The 17,052-nt window shown below is 63.4% G+C and carries 26 protein-coding genes; 12 read left to right on the plus strand and 14 right to left on the minus strand.

Going from position 1 to position 17,052, the window contains the following annotated elements; all coding sequences use genetic code 11:
* Nucleotides 1-251: 251 nt before the first annotated feature.
* Complete coding sequence (locus tag V1292_RS27230) at nucleotides 252-521, minus strand: hypothetical protein (protein ID WP_334375698.1); 270 nt, start codon at nucleotides 519-521, stop codon at nucleotides 252-254.
* 448 nt (nucleotides 522-969) lie between these two features.
* Complete coding sequence (locus V1292_RS27235) at nucleotides 970-1,239, minus strand: DUF2312 domain-containing protein (RefSeq protein ID WP_065744950.1); 270 nt, start codon at nucleotides 1,237-1,239, stop codon at nucleotides 970-972.
* A gap of 110 nt (nucleotides 1,240-1,349) precedes the next feature.
* Here V1292_RS27235 and pdxY point away from each other — a divergent pair, with 110 nt between their 5' ends.
* The gene (pdxY, locus tag V1292_RS27240; RefSeq protein ID WP_334375699.1) at nucleotides 1,350-2,201 is read left to right on the plus strand and encodes a pyridoxal kinase PdxY; all 852 of its coding nucleotides are present in this window, start codon (nucleotides 1,350-1,352) and stop codon (nucleotides 2,199-2,201) included.
* A 36-nt stretch (nucleotides 2,202-2,237) separates the two neighbouring features.
* Here pdxY and V1292_RS33975 read toward each other — a convergent pair whose 3' ends face one another.
* Nucleotides 2,238-2,816 (minus strand): septal ring lytic transglycosylase RlpA family protein, encoded by a 579-nt coding sequence (locus V1292_RS33975; RefSeq protein WP_442895569.1) that lies wholly within the window; start codon nucleotides 2,814-2,816, stop codon nucleotides 2,238-2,240.
* Nucleotides 2,817-3,041: 225 nt separating this feature from the next.
* On the opposite strand from V1292_RS33975, the gene V1292_RS27250 reads away from it, so the two are divergent.
* Complete coding sequence (locus tag V1292_RS27250; RefSeq protein ID WP_334375701.1) at nucleotides 3,042-3,950, plus strand: ketopantoate reductase family protein; 909 nt, start codon at nucleotides 3,042-3,044, stop codon at nucleotides 3,948-3,950.
* A gap of 17 nt (nucleotides 3,951-3,967) precedes the next feature.
* On the opposite strand, the gene V1292_RS27255 is transcribed toward V1292_RS27250, so the two are convergent.
* Nucleotides 3,968-4,147, minus strand: a complete 180-nt coding sequence (locus V1292_RS27255; RefSeq protein WP_334375702.1) for a hypothetical protein — start codon at nucleotides 4,145-4,147, stop codon at nucleotides 3,968-3,970.
* Nucleotides 4,148-4,270: 123 nt separating this feature from the next.
* Between V1292_RS27255 and V1292_RS27260 the strand changes: the two genes are divergently transcribed.
* Entirely contained in the window at nucleotides 4,271-4,495 is a 225-nt protein-coding gene (locus V1292_RS27260) for a hypothetical protein (RefSeq protein ID WP_334377243.1), read from the plus strand.
* Between the two features lie 115 nt (nucleotides 4,496-4,610).
* On the opposite strand, the gene V1292_RS27265 is transcribed toward V1292_RS27260, so the two are convergent.
* From V1292_RS27265 to V1292_RS27275, 3 genes are all read right to left on the minus strand, one after another.
* A complete protein-coding gene (locus V1292_RS27265) occupies nucleotides 4,611-4,790 on the minus strand; it encodes a hypothetical protein (RefSeq protein ID WP_028346363.1) in 180 nt (59 codons plus the stop codon).
* 120 nt (nucleotides 4,791-4,910) lie between these two features.
* Nucleotides 4,911-5,261 (minus strand): hypothetical protein, encoded by a 351-nt coding sequence (locus V1292_RS27270; RefSeq protein ID WP_334375703.1) that lies wholly within the window; start codon nucleotides 5,259-5,261, stop codon nucleotides 4,911-4,913.
* A 160-nt stretch (nucleotides 5,262-5,421) separates the two neighbouring features.
* Nucleotides 5,422-6,012, minus strand: a complete 591-nt coding sequence (locus tag V1292_RS27275; RefSeq protein WP_334375704.1) for an NADPH-dependent FMN reductase — start codon at nucleotides 6,010-6,012, stop codon at nucleotides 5,422-5,424.
* A gap of 42 nt (nucleotides 6,013-6,054) precedes the next feature.
* Between V1292_RS27275 and V1292_RS27280 the strand changes: the two genes are divergently transcribed.
* Nucleotides 6,055-6,189 (plus strand): hypothetical protein, encoded by a 135-nt coding sequence (locus V1292_RS27280; protein WP_334375705.1) that lies wholly within the window; start codon nucleotides 6,055-6,057, stop codon nucleotides 6,187-6,189.
* A gap of 63 nt (nucleotides 6,190-6,252) precedes the next feature.
* On the opposite strand, the gene V1292_RS27285 is transcribed toward V1292_RS27280, so the two are convergent.
* On the minus strand, nucleotides 6,253-6,588 hold the full coding sequence (locus V1292_RS27285) for a hypothetical protein (protein ID WP_334375706.1): 336 nt from the start codon (nucleotides 6,586-6,588) through the stop codon (nucleotides 6,253-6,255).
* A 323-nt stretch (nucleotides 6,589-6,911) separates the two neighbouring features.
* On the opposite strand from V1292_RS27285, the gene V1292_RS27290 reads away from it, so the two are divergent.
* Both V1292_RS27290 and V1292_RS27295 read left to right on the plus strand, forming a co-directional pair.
* Complete coding sequence (locus V1292_RS27290; RefSeq protein WP_334375707.1) at nucleotides 6,912-7,145, plus strand: DUF6894 family protein; 234 nt, start codon at nucleotides 6,912-6,914, stop codon at nucleotides 7,143-7,145.
* A gap of 9 nt (nucleotides 7,146-7,154) precedes the next feature.
* Nucleotides 7,155-7,310 carry a hypothetical protein gene (locus V1292_RS27295; protein ID WP_334375708.1) on the plus strand — a complete coding sequence of 52 codons (156 nt, stop codon included), beginning with the start codon at nucleotides 7,155-7,157 and terminating at the stop codon, nucleotides 7,308-7,310.
* Here the strand turns inward: V1292_RS27295 and V1292_RS27300 are convergent.
* Complete coding sequence (locus V1292_RS27300; protein WP_334375709.1) at nucleotides 7,307-8,068, minus strand: alpha/beta fold hydrolase; 762 nt, start codon at nucleotides 8,066-8,068, stop codon at nucleotides 7,307-7,309. The genes V1292_RS27295 and V1292_RS27300 overlap by 4 nt on opposite strands.
* Nucleotides 8,069-8,281: 213 nt before the next feature.
* On the opposite strand from V1292_RS27300, the gene V1292_RS27305 reads away from it, so the two are divergent.
* Entirely contained in the window at nucleotides 8,282-9,406 is a 1,125-nt protein-coding gene (locus V1292_RS27305) for a hypothetical protein (RefSeq protein ID WP_334375710.1), read from the plus strand.
* 57 nt (nucleotides 9,407-9,463) lie between these two features.
* On the opposite strand, the gene V1292_RS27310 is transcribed toward V1292_RS27305, so the two are convergent.
* A complete protein-coding gene (locus V1292_RS27310; protein ID WP_028346367.1) occupies nucleotides 9,464-9,649 on the minus strand; it encodes a hypothetical protein in 186 nt (61 codons plus the stop codon).
* Nucleotides 9,650-9,908: 259 nt separating this feature from the next.
* Here V1292_RS27310 and V1292_RS27315 point away from each other — a divergent pair, with 259 nt between their 5' ends.
* Both V1292_RS27315 and V1292_RS27320 read left to right on the plus strand, forming a co-directional pair.
* A complete protein-coding gene (locus tag V1292_RS27315) occupies nucleotides 9,909-10,142 on the plus strand; it encodes a DUF6894 family protein (protein ID WP_334375711.1) in 234 nt (77 codons plus the stop codon).
* A gap of 9 nt (nucleotides 10,143-10,151) precedes the next feature.
* Nucleotides 10,152-10,310, plus strand: coding sequence for a hypothetical protein (locus V1292_RS27320; protein WP_334375712.1), 159 nt, complete (start codon nucleotides 10,152-10,154; stop codon nucleotides 10,308-10,310).
* A 103-nt stretch (nucleotides 10,311-10,413) separates the two neighbouring features.
* Here the strand turns inward: V1292_RS27320 and V1292_RS27325 are convergent, their stop codons facing one another.
* On the minus strand, nucleotides 10,414-11,202 hold the full coding sequence (locus V1292_RS27325; protein WP_334375713.1) for an SDR family NAD(P)-dependent oxidoreductase: 789 nt from the start codon (nucleotides 11,200-11,202) through the stop codon (nucleotides 10,414-10,416).
* Between the two features lie 153 nt (nucleotides 11,203-11,355).
* On the opposite strand from V1292_RS27325, the gene V1292_RS27330 reads away from it, so the two are divergent.
* Nucleotides 11,356-11,787 carry a hypothetical protein gene (locus V1292_RS27330; RefSeq protein WP_334377179.1) on the plus strand — a complete coding sequence of 144 codons (432 nt, stop codon included), beginning with the start codon at nucleotides 11,356-11,358 and terminating at the stop codon, nucleotides 11,785-11,787.
* 17 nt (nucleotides 11,788-11,804) lie between these two features.
* On the opposite strand, the gene V1292_RS27335 is transcribed toward V1292_RS27330, so the two are convergent.
* Nucleotides 11,805-12,044, minus strand: a complete 240-nt coding sequence (locus V1292_RS27335; RefSeq protein WP_334375714.1) for a hypothetical protein — start codon at nucleotides 12,042-12,044, stop codon at nucleotides 11,805-11,807.
* 217 nt (nucleotides 12,045-12,261) lie between these two features.
* Here V1292_RS27335 and V1292_RS27340 point away from each other — a divergent pair, with 217 nt between their 5' ends.
* Nucleotides 12,262-12,513: a hypothetical protein gene (locus V1292_RS27340; RefSeq protein ID WP_334375715.1), complete on the plus strand. Its 252-nt coding sequence runs from the start codon at nucleotides 12,262-12,264 to the stop codon at nucleotides 12,511-12,513.
* Between the two features lie 225 nt (nucleotides 12,514-12,738).
* Here the strand turns inward: V1292_RS27340 and V1292_RS27345 are convergent, their stop codons facing one another.
* Both V1292_RS27345 and V1292_RS27350 read right to left on the minus strand, forming a co-directional pair.
* Nucleotides 12,739-13,176 carry a VOC family protein gene (locus V1292_RS27345; RefSeq protein WP_334375716.1) on the minus strand — a complete coding sequence of 146 codons (438 nt, stop codon included), beginning with the start codon at nucleotides 13,174-13,176 and terminating at the stop codon, nucleotides 12,739-12,741.
* An 816-nt stretch (nucleotides 13,177-13,992) separates the two neighbouring features.
* Complete coding sequence (locus tag V1292_RS27350) at nucleotides 13,993-14,742, minus strand: SDR family oxidoreductase (protein ID WP_334375717.1); 750 nt, start codon at nucleotides 14,740-14,742, stop codon at nucleotides 13,993-13,995.
* Between the two features lie 160 nt (nucleotides 14,743-14,902).
* Between V1292_RS27350 and V1292_RS27355 the strand changes: the two genes are divergently transcribed.
* Complete coding sequence (locus V1292_RS27355) at nucleotides 14,903-16,984, plus strand: methyl-accepting chemotaxis protein (protein ID WP_334375718.1); 2,082 nt, start codon at nucleotides 14,903-14,905, stop codon at nucleotides 16,982-16,984.
* Nucleotides 16,985-17,052: the final 68 nt, after the last annotated feature.

Genomic DNA, 17,052 nt, shown 5'->3' on the forward strand with positions numbered 1-17,052 from the left:
CTCCTGGTGGTCATCGGTCCGAGCCCAGCACACAGCTTTGTTCTTCATCCGACTCCAATTTGTTCGCAAAGAACGAATCGGAATCGCGCAGATCAGCGCGGGCCAATTCTTAACAACGCGTTTGCTTCGCGCTTACGCGCGGATGCCGCACGCGCTCATAACGAAAAAGCCCGCGACGACATCGCGGGCTTTTGAAACTTCGGCAAGGCGCTCAGCCGGCGCCAGCTCAAGCGCCGATCTAACGGTAGTGTTCAGCGAACGGCGCGACCGGTGGTGTCGGTCTGGCCTTGTGCGGTGGTGATCCTGTTCCGCGGCGTCAGGACGCTGAGCTGAAACGGCGTGGCCGACGCGGCGACCGGCGATGCTTCCTGGACGTTTTCAGCGCCCAGCGCCTGAACCTGCACGGCCGAAACCGGTAAACCCGCCTTTTCATAGGACGGCAACTCGGCTGCGACAGCACCAGTTGCAGCCGTCATCGCGAGCACAGCGGCGGCAGCGATGGACAGGGAAATCTTCTTCACTTCAATTCTCCATAGGTAGCTTGAAATACGGACCTAATAATCATTTTGCTGCGCTGCAATAGTCGATTGTTGCAATGCACACATGCGGTGGCAGAATGCGGAACCGGCCGTTGGTCGCTCGACCAGCCGTATGGGTTCGCTGGAATTTTCCGCATTGCAGGCGGGGGAAGCAGAAAGCGCAGCACGAGTCGGAGGTTCCATTAGGAAGCGGAGCAAGCGGCGCCCCTCTCCCCAACCCTCTCCCGCAAGGGGAGAGGGAACCCATCCGCACTGCGTCCCTGACGGTGCAGACCAGAACGACCGTATGGTTCTGTTAGGTGAGCACGCTCGTCAGGCTCCCTCCCCCCTTGCGGGGGAGGGTTGGGGAGAGGGGTAAGCCGCGAGCTCCGCCCTCTCATACTGTGCCGCGTAATCCACTGCTCTCGCGATGAATTGGTGGGGCCGCCATCTACGCCGCCTTCGCTTCCTTCTCCGGCGGCGCGGTTTCCATGGCGCGCATGTAGAGATCGAGCAGGCTTTCGCGCTCGTCGCGCTCGTCCTGGTCCTGCTTGCGCAGCTTGATGATCTCTTTCAGGATCTTCACGTCAAACCCTTCGCCCTTGGCCTCCGAAAACACTTCCTTCTTCTGCTCGTTCAGCTCCTGCAATTCGCTGTCGATGTTCTCGATCCGCTCAACGAAAGAACGAATCCGGCCGCCGGGAATGGTGACGTCAGACATGGTGACTCCCTTTTGAATAGGATCGTGAAAATGCCCGCAAACAAATAACCAATGTGTTAACCTCGGCGGGTTCCCGCCCCGGCAACTCGGCATTTCCCAGACTTATCCGCATGAACGTGATTTCGATTCAGTCGCAGGTCGCTTTCGGCCATGTCGGCAACAGCGCCGCGGTGTTTCCGATGCAGGTGCACGGGATCGACGTGGTGGCGGTGCCGACCACGCTGCTTTCCAACCGGCCGGGCTATCCGACCCTCCGCGGCCGCGTGCTCGATGCAGATCTCGTCGCCGATCTCCTGCGCGGCATCGAGGAGCGCGGCGCGGTCGACGCCGCGCAGATGATTTTATCGGGCTATCTCGGCTCGGCCGAGAACGCCAACGTGGTCGCGGAGTTCGTCGCGCGCGCCAAGACTCGTAACCCGGCGCTGCGCTATTGCTGCGATCCCGTGCTCGGGGATCGCGACCGCGGCCTGTTCGTCCACGCCGACATCCCGCCGCTCGTGCGCGATCTTCTGTGTCCGCTCGCCGACATCATCACGCCCAATCATTTCGAGTTCGAATGGCTGTGCGGAACGAAGGCAGCCTCGATCGATCAGGTGCTGAAGGCAGCGCGCGCGTTCATGGCGCGCGGGACGGTCGTCATCACCAGCGCCGAGCTGGCCGATACGCCGGAAGGCGAGATCGAGACGCTGGCCGTCGAGCGCGCAAAGGCGTGGCGCGTGCGCACGCCGAAACTGCCGATCAGCCCTAACGGCACCGGCGATCTCTTTGCCGCGCTGTTGGTCTCCGCCCACGTCCGTAGCGCCGACACGCCGGAAGCGCTCAGCCACGCGGCGTCGGCCATCTTTGCCGTGCTGGAGCGCACCGCGAAGAGCGGGACCGAGGAAATGCGCATCGTCGAGAGCGCCGAACTGCTGACGCATCCGAAACGCAGGTTTGAGGCCATCGCTATCAGCGGGTCGTAAGGCCGATCAGCCCCACGGACCCGTTCACCTCGTCAGCTACTGCACGACGTCGAGTTTGACCTTGGCAACACCCTTTCCCACCATTCCCAGCGCGTCGGCCGCGGAATAGGAGACGTCGACAATACGACCCTGAACATAGGGACCGCGGTCATTGACCCGCACCGTCACCGACCGGCCGCTCGCGAGGTTTGTCACGCGCAACTTGGTGCCGAACGGCAACGTCGGATGGGCGGCGGTCATTTCGAGCGTGTTGAACTTTTCGCCGCTCGCGGTCTTCGTTCCCTCGGTGTAGAAGCTGGCAATCCCATGCGAGTTCGTCTTGATGCTGCCTGCATTCCTGCGCGAGGCGGTGTGCTTTCTCACGGAGGCCACGCGCCGCTTTATCATTGATGATGTCGTTCGATCCTGATCGAGCGACGCCTGCCGGCTGGTGCGAAGCTCCGCTTTTTGCGTGACGACCGAGGACTGCGCGCAAGCCGCAAGCGATGCCGCTCCCAGCGTGACAGCTAGCAGTCGTATGAACTTCCCGGCGCGCTCGGCCGTGATTGATCGCGCTTCAAATTGAGTCCGGCCGACGTCGACGCACGAAGTACTGGTGCAGCCAATGGAAGACATGTTGCATTCCCCCGCTCGCGCCCCAGCCCAAGCCGAAAACCAACACGCGGCAATCGCGGGCCCGAATCCGGGCGGAAGCGTGGCCGGACGCGATCAGCGATGGCTCCCTCAACGCAATTCGGTTCGAGTGTGGTGATTGGGTCACAGGAATTAGAGGTCAGCCCCGGAATTGCGGCATCGGCTCAGATCAGCTACCCGACCCACTCAGCCGAACGGGAGATATACATGCAAGTCGCAGTCGTCGGTGCCGGAGCGGTCGGATGCTATTATGGAGGACTGCTGCTCAAAGCCGGACATGACGTGACCTTCATCGGCCGGCGGCCGCATGTCGACGCCATCAACGCCCATGGCCTGCTGCTGGACACCAAGAGTTTCAGGGAGTACCTGCCCGCCCGCGCCGCGACCGACACGACTACCCTCGCCGCGCCCGATCTGGTGCTGGTCTGCGTGAAATCGGCCGATACCGAACAGGCCGGCCGTTCGCTCGCTGGGCACCTGCGGCCGGGAACATCCGTGCTCAGCTTGCAGAACGGCGTCGACAATGCACCGCGTCTCTCTGCCGTCACCGGCCACGCCGTCATTCCCGTCGTCGTCTATGTCGGCAGCGAGATGGCCGGCCCCGGCCACGTCAGACATCACGGCGGCGGTGATCTCGCCATCGGCCCCTCGGCCGCGAGCGCAGCGCTGGCCGAGATGCTTCAGGCCGCCGGCATCGGCATCACGATCGCCGACGATATCGACCGGACGCTATGGAGCAAGCTGATCATCAACTGCGCCTTCAACGCGCTGTCTGCGGTGGCGGGTATCGCCTACGGGCCGATGCTGGAAGTCAAGGGCACGCGGGATGTCGTCACAAGCGCGGTGCAGGAAGCGATATCCGTCGCCTGCGCCTGCGGTGTTTCGATTCCAGACGACCTCCTCGAGCATATCCTGAACATCCCCGCCATGATGCCGAACCAGATGTCGTCCACCGCGCAGGATCTCGCCCGCGGCAAGCCCAGCGAGATCGACTTCCTCAACGGCCATGTGGTGCGCAAGGGCGCCGAACTCGGCATTGCGACGCCGACCAATCAGGCGCTGCAGGTGATGGTGAAGCTCGCGGAGCGCGGCAAGGAGATATCGCGGCAGCCGTAGCCCCTACACGGCCTTTCTCACCCACCCATCACATTCCCCCAACCGTCGAACACATATTGCCGCCACGCCACCGTGCCGTCGTCGCGCGCGCGGCTGGAGCGGCGGAAGTCGTCGGCCTCATCACCGATCCAGGTGATGATCTGGTCGCTCGTGCGGTCGTGCAGGACTGCGGGCTCCGATGGGTTGAAGCCCGTCATGGGGTGCATCGTCGGGTGTTCCGTCATGTCGTTCCAACGCTTTCGCAGGGGCGAAGGTTGCGCATCCTCGCAACCTCCTCCCCGCAACGGCGTTGTCGCAAATCTCTGAAGGAGGCAAGCACCATGCGGAACAAGGCGCCAAATTCGCAAAGCACTAAAACGCGCTCGAACGCCCAGATGCAGGCGGCGAATTCAATGCTCAATCCCGGCGATGAAGCACCGCGCGGAACGCCCGGCACCGGCGACGACATCTGCCCCGAATGTCACGGCAACGGCCGCATCAACGGCGCTCCCTGCCCCAATTGCGGCGGCGGCGGAACGATCACCCGCGCGATCGGCGGCGCGTGAATACGCGTATGCCATCTCGTGGGGCGGATTAGCGCTAGCGTAATCCGCCGGTCTCTTCGCGTGACAACGAATGGCGGATTACGCCGACGCTAATCCGCCCTATACATCGTGCCGCTTACGCGGTTCGCTTCTCGAGGATCTTGCGGAAATCTGTGGCCAGGCTTGCGTAGTAGCCGGCGAGCCCCTCGTAGAAGGCCTGCTGCGCCTTGTCCGTGGCCTCCTTGGCCTTTGCTTCGCACTTGCCGGCCCGGCTCTCGTACTTCTCCACCTTGGTCTGAAGTTCAGCCACTACCATCGTCATTACTCCCCGCCACCACACATGCTCATGATGCTATGCCGGCAAAAGTCGAAAAGATGGCCGCGTCGGGGAGATTTCGCAGCGTTGCCGTGAGCAAGCGATGGCGGCGCGCGCGGCCTATCGCGCCGGCACCGGCGCCGGCGGACGCATCGATGATCGCGCCGCGGCTGACGCTGCCTGCGGCTTCGCCGCGACGCGCTTTCCGCTATCGATGGATTCCAGATAGGACGTCAGCGCCCAGGCCGAGCTCGCACCGCTGGAATAGTGCTTCTGCAGGAACAGATAGAGCGTCAGATGAAAGCGGCCCTTGGCGAGCCCGCGCGGGCTGCGATGACAAGATGCGCAACCTTCGGCGAACAGTTTCGATGCCGGTTTACCCTGATCGAGATTCTGCGCGACAGCCGGGCCGGAGAGCGCGGCCATGAACGCAAGAACAAGCAGGCCGCAGCGCGCTTTCGTTGGCGACATCAATTCTACCCGTGCATGAAGCAAATGGACGAGCTGCCCGCGGCAGCTCAAGGAAGGCGGAAGATGGCAGACAATTCGCAATCTGCTGTCCAGCCGTGGCGAAAAGTGGGTGCGTTTTCGCCAACATTGCGCTCCATTCGAGGCATGGGAGATATGCCCCTCAATATGGCGGCTGCTTGCGCTCCCGCTGCGTCCTTGCCGCCTCCATCCACCACACGAGATCGTCCGCAAAGCGCGGAAACGCGTGCGCCAGCGCTTTGCCGCCCTCGCCGATCGGCTTGCCGTCTTCGCTCAGCGTCTGCACGATCGGCCCGACCGCGACCGAGCTCGAAATCACCACCATGCCCATTTCCGAAAGCGTGCCGTGCCAGGCGAGCGCGGCGCGTGCGCCGGAGAAGCGGCCAGCCGAATAGCTCGCGATCGCCGCCGGCCGCCAGAACCATTCTTCCAGAAAATAGTCGGTGAGATTTTTCAGCCCCGGCTGGATGCCCCAATTGTATTCACCGGTCACGAACACAAAACCGTCGGCGGTGCGGATCTGCTCCGCCAGTTTCTCGAGCGCCGCGGGCGCGCCGCCTTTCGGATATTCCTTGTACATCCGGTCCAGCATCGGCAGGCCGATCGCCTTGGCGTCGATCAATTCAACATCATCGCCGCGCGCACGAAACCCCTCGACGACAAATTGCGCGAGACGAATGCCCATGCGGTCGGAACGGTAGGAGCCGTAAAGGACGAGAATACGGTTGCTCATGAGACCTCACCCCTCCGAACATTGGATGATGACACTGGAACCATGCAGACCTTCCTCATGCAAGGCCTGAGCCGCCTCGATGGCCTTGGAAAGGCGCTAGCACTCGTCCTCGGCGCGACCGCGCTGACCACGATCATCTTCGCGCTGCTGTCGTCCTACGCCGCAGCCACCCGCTGAAGGTCCAAGCAGCCAACAAAAAAGCGGCCCTGCGGCCGCTTTTTTGCAATTGCCGGTCCCGCTCTACCAATAGCCGGGCCCGTCATAATAGGCATATGAATCGACGTACGGCGCGCCCGCGATCGCGGCTGCCGTTCCGACTGCCACGCCGGCAGCCACGCCAACCGGTCCGCCGACATAGGCCGGGCGATGATACACGCGCGGGCCGTAGTACGGGCCGTAGTAGCTGTAGTCATAGCGGCTCGGCGTGCGCACGCCGTATCCGCCGAGCAGATAGTCGGAGTTCGGGTGGGTGAACCCGATCATGCCGGGCTCCTGGGTGGCTTCCTGCGACAGCGCAGGCGTCGCGAGCCCCATCGCAAGGATGGCAGCCGCGCCGAGCAGTGTCAGTTTCGTCATCGCTCATTCTCCATGTGAAGATGAAGAGCGAACGGGCAGGTAAGATGCTTGGTTCCGGAGGCGAATTCACAGCGCCGTGAATATCAGCGACGATTGCTGCGGGTCGCCAAGAGAAAAGGCCGGCGGGCGTTACGCCGCCGACCTTCTCTTGCAACTGCCGGCTCGGGAGGTCCGGTTCCGCTGCGATTCCATGCCTAAAGTTTGACCATTACAGTCTTAACAAAATCTTAAGCAACGACTGTGATGTGCCTCACAGAGTCCCAGAACCTTGTCCGGCTAGCCTGCGACCAACAATAGAGATCGCCTGCAACAGGAGGCCCGACATGACCCAGGTCTATTTCCATTGCTCAAACTCCCGGGAAGTCCGGCTCGACCGATCCGGCGAAGCGGTGAGCGACCTCGCCGAGGCGCGCGACCGCGCCGCCTGCATCGTTCGGTCGCTCATTATGGGGCGGGACGCGGAAGACTGGCGCGACTGGGTCGTGCATGTCAGCGACGATTTCGACGAAGAGCTCTTCGTTCTGCCCTTCGCCTTCGTGCTCGGCAAGCCGCACTGAGAGATTGCCATGTTGCTTCGCCGCCTGGATGCGATCATGGCACGGTGGCACCACCTGATCGAGCGCGCCTGCGATCCCTATCGTCCCGAGCGGCATTACATGCGCGGCCCCGGCCCAAAGTGGCACGCCAGGCATCCACCTGGCGCTACAGGCGCCGTCCTCTAAGCCCCGGCCAACCGCGCACCTGAGGCGCTCTGCGCCAGATCCAGAAACATCCGTATGCCCTTCGCGCTTTCCGCGCCGTGGCCGAACACCATTCCGAGGTGATCTCCGGCCGTTGACAGGAAACGTAGACCGTTGGCATCTGCGAATGCCTTTCGCCGGTCGTGCGCGGGATCGCTCTTCCCCTCCCAGATCATTGCGGGAAAGCCGGCGCCCAGCACGGCATGGCCGGCGCCATCGAGTTGACCGAGCGCATCGAAGCAGGCCCGTACGCCGGGCTCCGATTCCGTCGTGACCCATCGGGTCAGGTGCGGCGCCGTCAGCCGTGCGAACTTCATGAAAGCGTCGAACTGCAACGGTCCCTGGCTTGTCGGCGGCAGGCCGTTGACCACATCCCACCCGCCGAGCACCAGCGACGACAGGCGCTCGGGGTAATATTTCGCGACGCCGACACCGAGCCACGCTCCCATCGAATGTCCGACCAGATGGCCGCTGGCACAGCCGATATCGTCGATTACGGCGACGATGTCGCCGGCGCGCTGCTCCTGACGGTAGCGATGGCTGTCGAAAGGCTTGTCGCTCAACCCGTGGCCGAGCGAGTCCACGCATGCAACGCGGTATCTATCAGTCAGCGCATCGACGAATCCGACCTGCTTCCACGTTCCGGCGTCCATCAGCAGGCCGTGCTGCAGCACGACCAGCGGCCCCTCGCCCTCCACCGTGTAGTGAATCCTGTGTCCGCGATGAACGGCAAATGGCATGCAAATCCCCCGTGCCCGGCCGCCTGCAGATATGATCTCTGCGCCCGGGTTCCAGCCCGCGGGGGGAAGCCGTAGCCCTAACCTCTCCACGCTCTTGCCTTGCTTTGGTCAAACCTCGCTGGCCGTGTGGCGGCATGGGCAGAGGTTTTCCACGCAGCAGAGCATGCTTGCCGCCCCGATCCGGGTGACATTGGACTGAGTAAGGGACCGCCAATGCAATCCACGCCAACACTGAAAGAGGCTGATCCGCACGACGTTTTTGCGATCGAAACGGTGCTGGCCGCGCACGCCCACAAGGCGCCGCCGCTGGCCCACGATCCGGCCACCGCTCCCGTAGCGCCGCAAGTCCATCCGGCAGCGCCGCAGGTTCATGTCGCGCCGCAAGTTGACGTCGCGGCAAAGCCGCAAGTCCAAGTCGCGGCACCGCCGCAAGTCCAAGCTGCGGCCAAGCCGCAAGTTCAAGCCGCGGCCAAGCCGCAGATTCACGTCGCGCCCGCGATTTCGATCAGCGCGCCGACCCCGCAGGTCGAACCGACGTTTCGCGCCACCGACATGCGCGATGTCCAGATGCGCGATGTCCAAGTCGACAACATCAGACCGGGCGAGGAGATCAAGCTGGGTGGCCTGAACGCCGCCGGCGAGCGGCCAATGGCCAAGTGGACGAAGCGCGTGGTGATGGCGCTGTTGGCCCTTGTCGGCGCCATTGCTGCTGCCGCCTGGCAGCATTATGGCGATCAGGCCAAGGCGATGGCTGCCGAGTGGGCGCCGCCCTTCGTGCTGGCTGCCTTGCCTTCGGCGGCCAAGCCCGCCGTGGCCGAGCAACCGGGCACGCCGGCCGCTTCAGACGCAGCAACCGATCAGGCCGCAGCGGAGCCGGCGGCAACGGCAGCACCGGCTCAACCCGAACCCACAGCTACTGCCGCGGCTACTCCCTCCGCGGAATCGACCCAGTTGCAATCGATGGCGCAGGATCTCGCCGCGATGGGCCAGCAGGTCGAGGAGCTGAAGGCGACTATCGCGCAGCTCAAGGCAAGCCAGGCGCAAATGGCGCGGGAATTTGCCAAGGCTGCCGAAATGAAGGCTTCGGAAGCGAGGGCTGCTGAGGTCCGACCCGAACAGAATTTTCGCCCGAGGGTAACAGCCGCGCCGCCGCCCCGATCCGCGAATGCGCCTGTCGCGCCTGTCCGGAAGCCGAAGCCGGCTTACTATCCACCGGCTCAAGCCGCCTATGTCCCCCCTCCGCCGCCAGCCGCCGCCCCCGCGCCGCCGGCACCGCCGCAGCAAACCATGGCTGACGACGGCGCGCCGGTGGTCCGCCCGCCGATGCCGCTGCGGTAAGTAACTGCGTGTCCCGGATGCCGCGCGCTGTGCCGCGCGGCATCCGAGACAAATCCGCTAGCTCTGATGCGGGCCTCGCATCAGCTTCATGGCGTCTTCGATATGACGCCATTCCTTGGCTTCCTCGATGTCACCGCTGCTCTCGCAAGCCTGTGCATTGTGTGCGGCTTGCGCGATCGCGGTGAGGCCGTGCTTCTCCATCATCTGACGTGCAATCGTGTGGATCTGCATTTCCGACATCATGTCGCTCTCCCGGGGTTGCATTCGTCCTCGCCGCAGCGATTCGAATGTCGCGGCTTCCTCGTCAAAACGGCCGAACCGAAAATCTCGTTCCTCCTGCCGCAGTAGATAATTTTAGGACAAGCCTTGGGACCTCTTGGGATCGCGGTTCCACTCGAGGCCGCTCGCCCCCGTAGTATCCCGCCCCGCAATCTCCCCGAATATCAAGCCGGTCTTCCGCCTGATATTTTTTCAGCGTGAATCGCAATCGCGGGAGTCGGACATGGCACTGGTCTATTTCCACTGCTCCAATTCCGAGGGCGCACGCATCGTTCAGCGTGGCCTTGCCGTCGGAAATCTGGCCGAAGCGCGTGACCACGCCGCCCGTGTCGTGCAGTCGCTGATTACGGCGCAGTGCCCGGAAGACTGGCGCGACTGGACGCTGCATGCGAGCGACGATCTCAACGTCGAAATCTTCGCCCTGCCGTTTTCGTCCGTGCTCGGCAAGCCGCATTGAGAGGTCGCCATGTTGGCCATGCAATCGCTTCTTCGATACCTGAACCAGGTCGCCGCGCGATTGCAGGTTCTGCTCGACCTTGCCCGCAACCCCTATCGTCCCGAGCTGCACTACATGCGCGGCCCCGGCCCGAAATGGCACGCGAAGCATCAAGGCGGCGCCATCTGATGGTCTTGTAAGATGGGCAAAGCGAAGCGTGCCCACCGTTAGTGCGCCGCCGCGGCGATGTGGTGGGCACGGCGCAAGCGCGCCTTTGCCCACCTACAAGCCCCTACAAATCCCCCAACTCCGGCGGCTCGAACCAGTTCGTCAGCGACAGGCCGCCGTCGACCACGATCGCCGCGCCCGTGACATAGGCCGATATCCGGTTCGACAGCACCGCCAGCGCCAGCGGCGCAAGGTCTTCGGCCTGGCCGAGCCGGCCGAGCGGAATGTGTCTTGCGAGCGCGGGATCGGCGACGAAGCCGCCGGCCGCAATCGCGCCCGGCACAAGCGCGTTGACGCGAATGTTGAAGCGGCCGAACGTCTTGGCCAATTCCTTCACCAGCATCGAAAGCCCCGCCTTCGCCGTCGAGTAATGCGGCAGGTTGCGCGGCGTGCCGGCATGCAGCGAGGTCAGCAGCAGGAACGAGCCAGGCTGTTTTTCCGCGATCAGCTTGCGCGCCAGTTCGCGGCAGAGGTGGAATCCGGCGTCCAGATTCACCGCGTGCATCTGCGCCCAAATCTCCGTGGTGACGCCGAGCGCATGATCGGCCTCGCGCCGCGGCGGCGAGGCGCTGTGCACGAAATGCGTGACGCGCCCGACGGCAGACGCGGCGTCAGCCAGCAGCGCCTCGCGCGCCGCGGGATCGGCGAGATCGCCGACCCAGGGCACGGCCAGTTCCGGCCGCGGCGACGCTTTGGCTGCCGCCGTGACCGTGTCCCGGTTGACATCGGCAAACACCGTGCGGACGCCCTCGCCCACCAGTGCCTGCGCAATCGCGCGGCCGATCCCGTTGCCCGCGCCGGTGACGAGCGCGGCCTCGCGCGCGGGATCGAATGGCGTACCCAACAGGCTCATGTTCGCGTCTCCCATCGAAACAGGCATAGCCAATTCTACAGACCGAGCGCATCTTGCGCTGTATCAATTCGGCGCACTATCTGCATCGCTAAGTTGCTTCCACCTTATTGGGAACCGTCCTAAGCTCCCTCCATAACCGGCGGGCTCACCGTGATGCAAACCGGCGTTCGAAAAGTCGCCCATGTCCTGGAACGCCTTGGGCTTGCCATGGCCGGCGCCGCAAGCGGGCTGTTTGTCGCCGCTCTGGTAGGGACGAGCCACGCTGCACTCACCAATCAGGCGTTCCTGCTGCTGATGATGGTCGGTGGCGCCATCGGCTTTTATCTCGGAATCGATACGCCGCTGCGCTTCACCGCATCGAACGGCCGGCCTCCCGATGACGCCTGGGTCGACGGAGTGGATACGCCGGAACTGCTCAGCTCGATCGGGACCTTCCTCGCGGCGCTCTCGGCGTTCGCCTGCGTCGGCCTGATCGTGCTGCGCCACGATCCGCATTTGGCATGGATTTGGATGATCATGGCCGGATGGGTGGTCGGCGTCGCCATGCAGATCACCGCCGGCACGATTGCCCGCCTGCGCCGCTGATCGCGGTCCGTCCGACCTCAGCTCTCTTCTTCCAGTGTCAACACCAAACCGGTCAGCGCTGCGCCGATGCCGAACATTAGCCCGTAGGTCGTCACCAGCATCACCGTGGTCTGAACAGGTGCGTCGCTCTTGGCGACGAGGTCTCTGACATGGAAGGCATCGATGAGGCCGAGCAACAGGACCAGCGTTAGTCCAAGCGCCACGCCCATCAAAAAATGGGTGAGCAGCGCATTGAAGAGTGACTTTTCCCGACGCATGGAGGTCGTGCCTCTCGGCATGATGCCAAGCCAACGCACGGCCGAAGAAACTGGTTCCATATCCGAGAATAGAATTCGCCTTGCGCTGCAGCGCGTCGGCGGCCTTCAGGCGTTAGCAGAACGTTAAGCAAGTGCCGGTACGTCCATCAGCATTCCCAAAAAATTCCACAGTCCTTTTTAGGAAGAACGCATCGTTTTCGACAAAGGAGAATTTCCCATGCGGTTAGGGCAAGCGATCTTCTTCGGTTCGGCGGCCGCCCTCCTCACTTTGGCAGCGCCGACGCTCGCCAGGAACTCCAACACGAATTCCCAACCGGCAAAGACGAGCGAAGCGCCCGCTTCCGCCTCCTGCCATGCCTATCAGCAGGCGGCCGACGGCTCGTGGACGCAACTGCCCTGTCAGGAAATGGGTTCAAAGGCGCCGCAGCCAAAATCCGCATCGAAGAATGCGGAAGAGGAGACGCGCTGAGTGCTTAGAGTCCGTTTGAGACCGCCTCAAACCGCCACCCCGTTTCAAACGGTCTCTTAGGCTGCTGACGGCGGCTTTCGCGGGCGACCCGGCCCGGGTTGACGACCCAATCGTGTTTAGCGAGAACGCGGCCGACCGTGAGGGGATGGACCTCGGACAGGCGGGTCGGCCTCGGACGCGCTCGCTGACATTGGTCGCTCTTCGCCATTTGTCTTCGCATTGCGCTCAGCTGAGTTCTTGGGCGAGTCCGATGAGAAGCCCTTCAGGCCCACGGATGTAGCAGAGCCGATACGCGTCTTTATACCGGACTACTTCGCCTACGAGCTGCGCGCCGCGCGTGCGCAGCCTTTCAAGCGTCTCGTCGATGTCGTCCACGGCGAACATGACGCGGAGGTAGCCTAGGGCGTTGACCGGGGCCTTCCGGTGATCTGCGACGACAGGCGGCGTGAGGAAGCGGGAGAGCTCGAGCCGGCTGTGGCCGTCCGGTGTGCGCATCATGGCAATCTCGACACGCTGATTGCCCAGTCCAGTGACACGTCCGGCCCATTCTCCTTCGATCGTGGCCCGCCCTTCGAGCTCGAGGCCGAGTTCGCGAAAGAAATCAATCGTCCCTCCGAGGTCTTCGACGACGATTCCTACGTTGTCCATCCGCTTGAGCGCCATGTTTCCCAATCTCCAAGGTGTCGTTCCAATCTAAAAGGTGTCGCCTAGTCTAACAACGGACGCTTGAGGTGCCCCACCCCGTTTTCAAACGGTCTCTTAGCCGGTGACTGGAGGAGCCGGCCCCCGGGTGAAATCCGCCGTGGGCAAATCACTTCGGATTTTCAGAAATGATGTCAAGCCTGGGAATCAAAAATATTTCGCTTAACGCGAGGGGCAAATCAGTCGCATAACTCCGCCCGTCTCACCCATTGAGGGGCGCTCGCGATCGTCACGAACGTGCGGTGAGATGCGATGGACGCTGAATGCGCAAGACGTAGGCGCAGGATCCGCCTTCGCTAAAGCTTCGGCGGACCGGTACCAAACCCGGCGAAGCCTCTTGGCGAAGACGGGAGCGTACGGCGAAGTCGTGTGGTTCGGGCGCCGCGGTGCTGGCGTTAAGTCGGCGGGAATTATCCCGTCGGCGACGGAGGCAAAAGAGCCGTTCTCCGAGAAGAGCACGAAGTAAGCCGTAAAGCCATTGCGCAGGGAAGGCCGGGATGCTCCCGCTGTACCTGTATGCTCGTGTGCGTTTCCTTTATGCGCAATTGCACACGAGACCGCGGGTGCAGCGAGCACCCGGTCTTCCCTGCGCCCTCAGTTTGGAGAGGGCGGAAAGTTGAGAGCAAACCTCGGGCGCGAATGCGTCGCGAGATCGTTGTCACATATTCCGTTGTCGTCACCCGCGAAGGCGGGTGACCCAGTATTCCAGAGACAGCAGTGATAGAACCGACAGGCCGCGGCGTACTGGATACCCCGCCTTCGCGGGGGATGACGATCTCACGTAGCCGCCCCACTCAGCCAATCGTCGAAACGCGTCGGCATGATCCGCGCGCCGTCGTCCGGCACCAGCGTGCGCAACGCGAGTGGCGCGCCGAAATATGGCACGTCCACGCCTGCCACGATCTTGCTGGCATCGCCCTGCTTGCGGAGCCAGCGGCCGACGAAATCCGCGAGCGGCGCCGCTTCGGGACCCGCGACCTCGCATATGCCGTTGGCAGGCTCGCCAAGCGTCACGTCGGCCAGCGCTTCCGCGACCTCGTCGGACAACAACGGCTGCATCAACTGGCTGGAAACGTGAACCTCGCCGTCCCTGCGCCCGGAATCCGCGATCGCGCCGACGAATTCGAAGAACTGGGTAGCGCGCAGGATCGTGTAGGCCAGCCCGGAATTTTCGATCAGCCGCTCCTGCGCCAGCTTGGCGCGGAAATACCCGCTGCTCTCGAGCCGGTCGGTGCCGACGATCGACAGCGCAATGCAGTGCCGCACACCGGCCTGTTTCGCCGCCGCAATCAGGTTGCGTGTTCCGCTCTCGAAGAAGTGCAGCACCGCCTTGTCCTCGAACGAGGGCGAATTCGAGACGTCGACGACAATGTCGGCTCCCACGAGCGCCGGTTGCAGCCCCTCCCCGGTCACGGCGTTGATCCCCCTGCTCGGGGACGCCTGCAGCACCTCATGACCGCGCGAGGCGAGCAACGGGGCCAATTTCGAACCGATCAGACCTGTACCGCCGATAATGACGATCTTCATTTCCTCGCTCCTTGTCGCTAAGGCCGCGGCACCACCCGCCATCGCCAAGACCAACTGGAACGGGCCGGCGTGACACGTGCAACCGTAACCCTGGATTAATTTGCACCACCTATACTGGCAGTCCGCACATCCGTTACCAGCGCAAATGGCCTAAAATCCCATGAAAATCGGTACCCTCCTCACCGCTGCCATCGTTTCGCTTTCCGCCGTCGGCGGCGGGCTCGCCGTCTATGTGGCGGTTTCGAAGTACCAGACCATGGACAAGGTCTCGGTCGCGCAGACCCGGCTGGAGGTGGTGCGCGCGGTCGGCGACATCCCGCGCTACATGAATCCCGAGCGCGGCTTTGCCACCAACATCATGTTCGGACCTCCTGCCGTGGATCCGAAACTGCTCACCGAACTCGACAAATATCGCAAGAACACCGATGGGGCGCGCGACAAGATGAACCGGGTCAAGGCGACCCTGGCGGGCGCGATCGAAGACAGTGCTGCCGTCGGAAGCAGCATCGATGCCCTGAATACCCAGTTCGCCGCGCTGCGCGCAGCCATCGACAAGGCCCTCACCGGTCCGCCGGAAGCCCGCCGCGATGCGGCCAAAAAAATCGTCTCCGACAACTCCGTCTTCAACAAGGCTGTCACGACGCTGCTCGACGAGCAGGTGCGCAAGATCGCGCTGCTCGACGGCACGGCCTACCGGCAGGCAAGCTACGCCAATATCGCCTGGACGCTACGCGACGTCGGTGGTCTCAACTCCAGCCTGCACAAGAATCTCATCGGTGCCAACCGGGTAGCCACTGAAGCCGAGAAGATGGAGATCAGCCGCTCGCAGGGGCGAAACGATCAGATTTTGATGTCGCTGCAGGAATTGCGCGGCAATCCCTCTACGCCGGCCAATGTGGCCGCGGCGCTCGACAAGATGAACGCGGCCTATGTCGATCGCTTCGGCAAAGAGCTGAAGCTCGTCAAGGATGGCGCCATCAGCGGCAAATATGAACATGATATGGAGACCTACTACGCAGAGACGCAACTCGGTCTTGCGTCCATCATCACGGTCCGCGACGCGTTCTACGACAACGCTGAACAGGTGCTCGGTGAGGCCTATTCCTCCGCGAGCTTCAGCTTCCTGATCGCGCTGGCGGGCCTGATCGCGGTTGTCGCCGCCAGCGCTACGCTGATCGTGATGGTGCGCCGCCGCGTCTGTAAGCCGATCGTCGACCTCACCGCCACCATGTCGCGGCTGGCCAGCGGCGACGTATCCGGTGAAATCGCCGGCGCCGGCCGCGGCGACGAGATCGGCGCGATGGCGTCAGCCGTGCGCGTCTTCAAGGACAGCATGATCGAGGCGGAACGTCTTGCCGCCGAGAAGGCCGCCGAGAACGACGGCAAGATGCGCCGCGCCCAGGTGCTCGACGAACTCACCCGCGTGTTCGAAGCCAAGGTCACCGAACTCGTGGGCGGACTTTCGGCCGCCTCGTCCGTCATGGAAGACACCGCGCAGTCGATGTCGTCGACGGCGACCGCCACCAACCGCCAGGCGGCGATCGTCGCCGCTGCTTCCGAGCAGACCTCGGCTAACGTGCAGACGGTTGCCAGCGCCACCGAAGAATTGACCTCCTCGATCTCCGAGATCGGCCGCCAGGTCGCGCAATCGACCGAAATCGCCGCCCGCGCCGTCGATAATGCGCGGCGCACCGGCGAGACCGCCCGCTCGCTTGCTGAGGGCGCGCAGAAGATCGGCGACGTCGTGACACTGATCCAGAGCATTGCCGCGCAGACCAACCTCTTGGCGCTGAACGCGACCATCGAAGCCGCGCGCGCCGGCGATGCCGGCCGTGGCTTTGCGGTCGTCGCTTCCGAAGTCAAATCGCTGGCCGGCCAGACTGCCAAGGCGACCACCGAAATCTCCGAGCAGATCGCGTCCATTCAGGCGGCGAGCGATCAGACCGTGACGGCGATCCAGAACGTCGCGAACGTGATCGCCGAGATCGACCAGATCGGAACCGCGATTGCCGCCGCGATCGAGGAACAGGGCTCCGCGACCAAGGAAATCTCCCGCAGCGTGCAGGAAGCCGCGCGCGGCACCCAGGAGGTCAATTCCAACATCACCGGCGTCCAGAAGGCCGCCGACGATACCGGCGCTGCCGCCAATCAGGTGCTCGGCGCGGCCGAGCAATTGTCCTCGCAGTCCAAGGATCTCGCCGGGCAGGTCAACCGCTTCCTCTCGGAGGTGCGGGCGGCGTAAATTCGCTCGTCAGTCCGCAAAGCCGACATAGCGGACGAAATCGCTGTTGGCTTCGGCGCGATGCGCAA

The organism is Bradyrhizobium sp. AZCC 1719, assembly GCF_036924525.1.
In the GTDB taxonomy this organism is placed as follows: Bacteria; Pseudomonadota; Alphaproteobacteria; order Rhizobiales; family Xanthobacteraceae; genus Bradyrhizobium.